Origin of the sequence: Corynebacterium sp. HMSC067D03 (genome assembly GCF_001811185.1) — a bacterium.
Classification (GTDB): domain Bacteria; phylum Actinomycetota; class Actinomycetes; order Mycobacteriales; family Mycobacteriaceae; genus Corynebacterium; species Corynebacterium coyleae.
Genome location: NZ_KV803780.1, coordinates 219087 through 224376, shown reverse-complemented (window position 1 = coordinate 224376; position 5290 = coordinate 219087). Strand labels below are relative to the sequence as shown.

At 58.2% G+C, this 5290-nt stretch carries 2 protein-coding genes, 1 tRNA gene and 1 pseudogene; 1 reads left to right on the top strand and 3 read right to left on the bottom strand.

What is annotated here, in order from left to right:
- The 3 genes from HMPREF2785_RS11910 to mgtE all read right to left on the bottom strand — a co-directional run.
- On the bottom strand, positions 1 to 1910 hold a 1910-nt coding region (locus HMPREF2785_RS11910; RefSeq protein ID WP_168164665.1), incomplete at its 3' end, for an MSCRAMM family protein.
- 138 nt (positions 1911 to 2048) lie between these two features.
- Positions 2049 to 2124, bottom strand: a tRNA-Arg gene (locus HMPREF2785_RS00985).
- A 73-nt stretch (positions 2125 to 2197) separates the two neighbouring features.
- On the bottom strand, positions 2198 to 3550 hold the full coding sequence (gene mgtE, locus HMPREF2785_RS00980) for a magnesium transporter (protein WP_070613903.1): 1353 nt from the start codon (positions 3548 to 3550) through the stop codon (positions 2198 to 2200).
- Between the two features lie 169 nt (positions 3551 to 3719).
- Here mgtE and HMPREF2785_RS11905 point away from each other — a divergent pair.
- A pseudogene (locus tag HMPREF2785_RS11905) lies at positions 3720 to 5290 on the top strand (hypothetical protein); the annotation flags it as partial.

Sequence of the window (5290 nt, the reverse complement as noted above, 5' to 3'; positions counted from 1 at the left end):
GGAGTGACCACAACCGTGTAGTCACCCGTCGGAATCTCATCCAGCTTCACATTGCCGTTGGAATCAATCGACACCTCACGACGCTCATTCGTCTTCGGGTCAACCAACTCAATCTTTTCAACAGCTTCCGGATCCACAGAACCAGACACCGAACCCTTATCGCGCGAAGGCGCAACATTCTCCAGCTTGGTGTCCTGGTCCTTCTTCACCTCCACTGTCTGATCCTTAGGCGCGGTGTACTTATCCTTATCCTTCGGAGTGACCACAACCGTGTAGTCACCCGTCGGGATTTCCTTCAGGTCCAGGTTGCCGTTGCCATCCATCGGCACCTCACGACGCTCCTGCGTCTCCGGGTCAACCAACTCAACCTTGGACACAACATCCGGATCAACCGAACCAGACACCGAACCCTTATCACGGGTAACGGTCAACGTGACCTTGCCATCGCTGTTTTCCGGGACGTATGTCGCGACCTCGCCTGTGACCGAGTAACCCTTAGGTGTCTTCACCTCTAGTACGTAAGAACCAATTGGGGCCTTTTCCCAGGTAAATTCACGATCTTTTGTTCCGAAACTGTAGGTATCGGTGTCGTTATGGAGAGCGTTAACTTTAACCGGTACAGGAGTATCGAGCTCTACTGTCAAGGAGCCAATTCGCTTAGTCAGCGAGAAGTTCTTAGTTTCGATGCCATTATTCGTAACGTTAGCGCTCTGCGGGTCAGGCACGGCAAGGTCACCAGGAACAGTTTCGGTCACAACCTCGACCCGGTATTTACCAGTTGGCAAATCCGTAACCGAGTACTCGCCGTTATTTACGTCAACAATCTTTTCAACATCGCGGGTGGCATCTTCGTCTCCGGTAACACGGATCTTCAGATTCGAGCCCTTTGGGGCATTCGTTACAGACCCCTCAATGGAACCCTTCTCGCGCTGCGGAGTGATATCTCCGAGTTTGCTCTCTTTCTCAGCCTCAATCTTCACCTGCCGGCCATCAGGCTTTGCGTATCCGTCTGCTGGTGTAACTACAAGGGTGTAATCCCCCTCTGGAATGCCAGATGCCGAGATTTTACCGTCAGCATCCACCGATACAGACGTAGATCTTCCATTGGCATCAACGAGTTCAACCTTTTGAATTGAGCCACGCTTCGCAGTTCCAGACAAAGAACCCTTGGTGGATTTCGCCTTCATTATGAGTTCAGAGAAGGACGCACCACGGCCCGGGAATCCCGCATTGCTCGCACCTTTCGCGCGAATCAGGAATGACTTGCCATCACGGACGCGATAATCAATCGGATTCTCAAGCTCCAGGGTGATTCGCCGACTGTACTTCCCCTTAGCATCTTCTGAGATCTTCTCAACCTTGGCAGATTTGACCATCACTGATCGGTCACCCTGCTCAACAGTCAGCACCTGGTTCGCAAATTTCTCATCAAGCGCTTTGATCTTACGTTTTTGAGACCGATTCGGGGCATCGACATTTGAAACCGTCAAATAGACATCAAATGTGATCTCTTTGACGTTTTCCAAACCTTTCGGCTCGTTGTCCCCAGCGTAAAGAACCCAGTCCTTCCCCTGGGTAGTTGGACGAACCTGGCTAATTGACAGCTGCTCTTCTGCGGCCGCCTCAAAGGCAAAGGAACCACCAACAACACTCGGCACAGCCAAACCAGACAGCGCCAGCGATACTGCGGTCATACCCGCGATCGCGGTGCGTTTGCCGGAGAAGCCGCGACGTGCGGAACGGTGCGCGCCGGCGTTCGCGTTGAAATCGAACGGGTTAGAAGCGTTATTCAAGATTGCTCCAATGGTTGATTTATCTATAACGGGAGAAATTCGGGCAAGAAGTACATAGAACACGAACTTCAGCACGAGACTGCCAAATAAATTACCAATTTGGACAGTTGCTTTCAAGCGCGCTTACACCTGAAATACCCGTTTAATCAGGGCTTATTCAGCTTCAAAGAGTTCCTTAATGTTCATCGAAAGTTCATCTAAGAAACTTGGACACGAGAAAGGCCCCACACGATCCGTGTGGGGCCTTCCCAAAATTGGTGCGCCCGGAGGGATTCGAACCCCCAACCTTCTGATCCGTAGTCAGATGCTCTATCCGTTGAGCTACGGGCGCAGTGCCTGTTGGCAACGAAGAAGAACATTACACCCGGCAGGGCGCACCACCAAAACGGCAGTTCAGGACACCATTACAGGCCAAGGACACTCTTGGCGATGAGGAAGTAAATGACCAAACCGGTCGCGTCGCAGAAGGTAGAGATGAACGGGTTGGAGAACACCGCCGGGTCGGCGCCGACTGCGCGAGCGATGATCGGCATGATGCCGCCGACGGTCGCGGACATGGCGCACACACAAAAAAGTGTGGAACCGATCACAATGCCTATTTCTTGCCCGAAAACGGCCCACGCGATACCCAAACCGAGGATGCCAAGCACCGAACCAAGGGTCGCGCCGACGCGCAGTTCGCGCCACATGACTTTAAAGATGTCGCCCTTGGTCACGTCGTGAAGCGCTAGCGCACGCGTCACCGTTGTCGCGGCCTGGTTACCGGTGTTGCCGCCGGTGCCGGTCAGCAGCGGAATAAATAGGGACAGCACGGTCACTTGGGCGAGCGTGTCCTCAAAGATGCCGAGCACCTGCACGGTCAGAATCGCGGAAACCGCCAACACGAGCAGCCACACGATGCGGGAGCGCACCAGGTTGAGCACCGGCGTGGACAGATACGGCTGCTTCAGCGACTCGGAACCGCCCTGACGTGCGGAGTCCTCGCTGTCGGCGAACTCGACGATGTCCTGGGCCTCGTCGTAAGTAAAAATGCCCACAAGGTGCTGGCCGTTATCCACCACCGGGTACGCGAGGTGACCAGACGCGAGCAGGCGACGCGCCGCATACTCGGCGTCTTCGCTCTCCACGACGGTGGGGGTTTCGCGCATGATGGTGCCCACTTCGTCGTCCGCACGCGCCTTGAACAGGTCCTTCAGGCTGAGTACGCCGGTGACGTGGTGCATGTCGTCGATAACTGGCACGGTGTAGATCGTCTCCAGGTCATCAACATGCGCGCGCAGCTTATCGACGACCTCCTGCGCCGTCTCCGTCGCACCAACCGCCTCCACATTCGGCGACATCACACGGCCGACCGACCCCTTCTCGTAGGCGAGAATCAGGTCTGTGTAGGCGCGGTCGTCCTCATCCAACTCGTTGAGAACCCGCTCCGCCACCTCCGGATCCATGTGATCGAGCAGCATGACCAAGTCCTCGGTGCCGAGGGCATCGAACAGGCCGGGGATCTGATGATCACCTAAGGCTTCGACGATTTCGGCCTGGTGGGCGGGCGCGAGGGCGTCGAAAAGCATAGCGGCTCGAGGCGCTGGCAGCAGTCGCACCAGCTCCGCACCGCGTCTCGACGGCTGCCGCTCCACCAAACGGACGATGTCACGCAAGTCCATCCCCGCGAGTTTGTGCTGCATAGCAGCCAAATCGCGCGGGGATAGGCGGCGGCGCCGCAGTCTCCGTTCAATATTGGCCAAATCAGCCGTTTGCATAGCTCTCACACCGCGAGCGTACCTGGCTTCATATTCACCCGAGCGGGGGCTATTCCCAGATAGCTATTCCGCATTTATTACGCATGTGTAAAACTTTACGAACGTTTTGCGATACATCTCGCGGAAACACCCAGGAATCGGCGTTATCGCCCAGACCCAAGGAGCCCCCATGGCAAAAACTGTACGTTCCCGACGCGTATCCATCGCGGCGGGCGCGCTCTCCCTGGCGCTGGTGGCGCCATTCGTATCCCCCGTCAGCATCACCCCGGTGGCGGCAGCTGTCGACGCCAGCGCGTTCGACACCACCTACACCACCACTAACTTCTGGGACGTCGACGAAGCAGCCGTGGAAGGGCTTGTGCTTGAGCCCGGCGACAAGGTCGAAGCAACGGCACTCCTTCTCGCCCGCAATAAATGGCGCTTCCGCACCAGCGGCTGCAACCTGATTCTCATCCGTCCAGAGGCTGCGATCTCCTTCGGGAAGGGCAACCAGAACATTGCGGTCAAGGTGACCAAGGCCGACGGCTCTTCCTTCGACACCACGCTGAAGGTCAACGTCGTGGATAAGAAGGCCGATGGAAACACGTTCACCGAGCCTGCCGACGCCTGCCCGACCCCAGAGGAGCCAACGCCTGAGGCTCCTACCTCGGAGGAGCCGACACCTGAGGCCCCAACGTCTGAGGCCCCAACCTCGGAGGAGCCCGCTCCGACCACGACCGCTCCTGCAGAAGAGCCCACCTCTGAGCCGGCTCCGACGACGGCAACCCCGCCGGCGGAGGAGTCGTCGACAAGCAATGCCCCGAAGACAACCGCAAACGCCTTCAACGGTCGCTTCAACACCGCCAACTTCTGGAACAAGAAGGAAGCAGTGGTCGAAGGCCTGAAACTGCAGCCGGGTGACACCGTCGCACCGACGACGAACACGATCTTCAACTGGAACTTCCGTAACGACAACGGCACCCTCACCGTGATTCGCCCGCAGTCCGCGACTGCTTTTGGTACCGGCAACAAGGACATCGCTGTGAAGGTGACCCCCGCCGAGGGCGAGGCGTTCACGACCACGCTGCGTCTGAACGTTATCGACGAGCGCCCCGTCGGCGATTGGGAAAAGGAGCTGGAGAAGACCTACCCGGTCGACTTTGAGAAGTCCACCTCCGCCAAGACGCTGGATGCGCTCAAGCTGCCGAAGGGCGTGACCCTGAGCAAGGGTGGCGTGAGCCTGCCGACCGGCTGGAGCGTCACCACCGACGCCGACGGCGTCCGCATCACCCCGCCGACCACCTTCACGGAAGGCGACATTGAACTGCCTGTCTCCGTCGAGCAGGTCCACGACGACGGCACGAAGGACACGTTCAAGGCAACGCTGAAGATTGCTGCGAAGAACCCGTCCAAAACCCCGGCTGAAGTAGCAGGTACCGCAGCAGACATTCTCGGCCCGCTGCTGGGAAGCATCATCGGCGGCGCGACCGGCGGCACCGGCCTGGGCAGCCTGATTGGCAACCTGATCGGTGGCGGCAAGGGCGAAGGCTCCGAAGGCGGCAGCGGCGGTAACGGCAGCGGCGCCGGCGGCCTCCTCGGCAACCTTCTCGGCGGTCTGCTCGGTGGCGGTAAGGACGGCAAGAGCCCGCTGGAGGGCATCGTCAAGGTTGAGGTGCAGCCGAGCGGCATCATCGTCACCGGCAACGCCAACCCGACGGTGGAGATCCGTGACAACGGCTCCAACAATGGTTCCGGCAACTC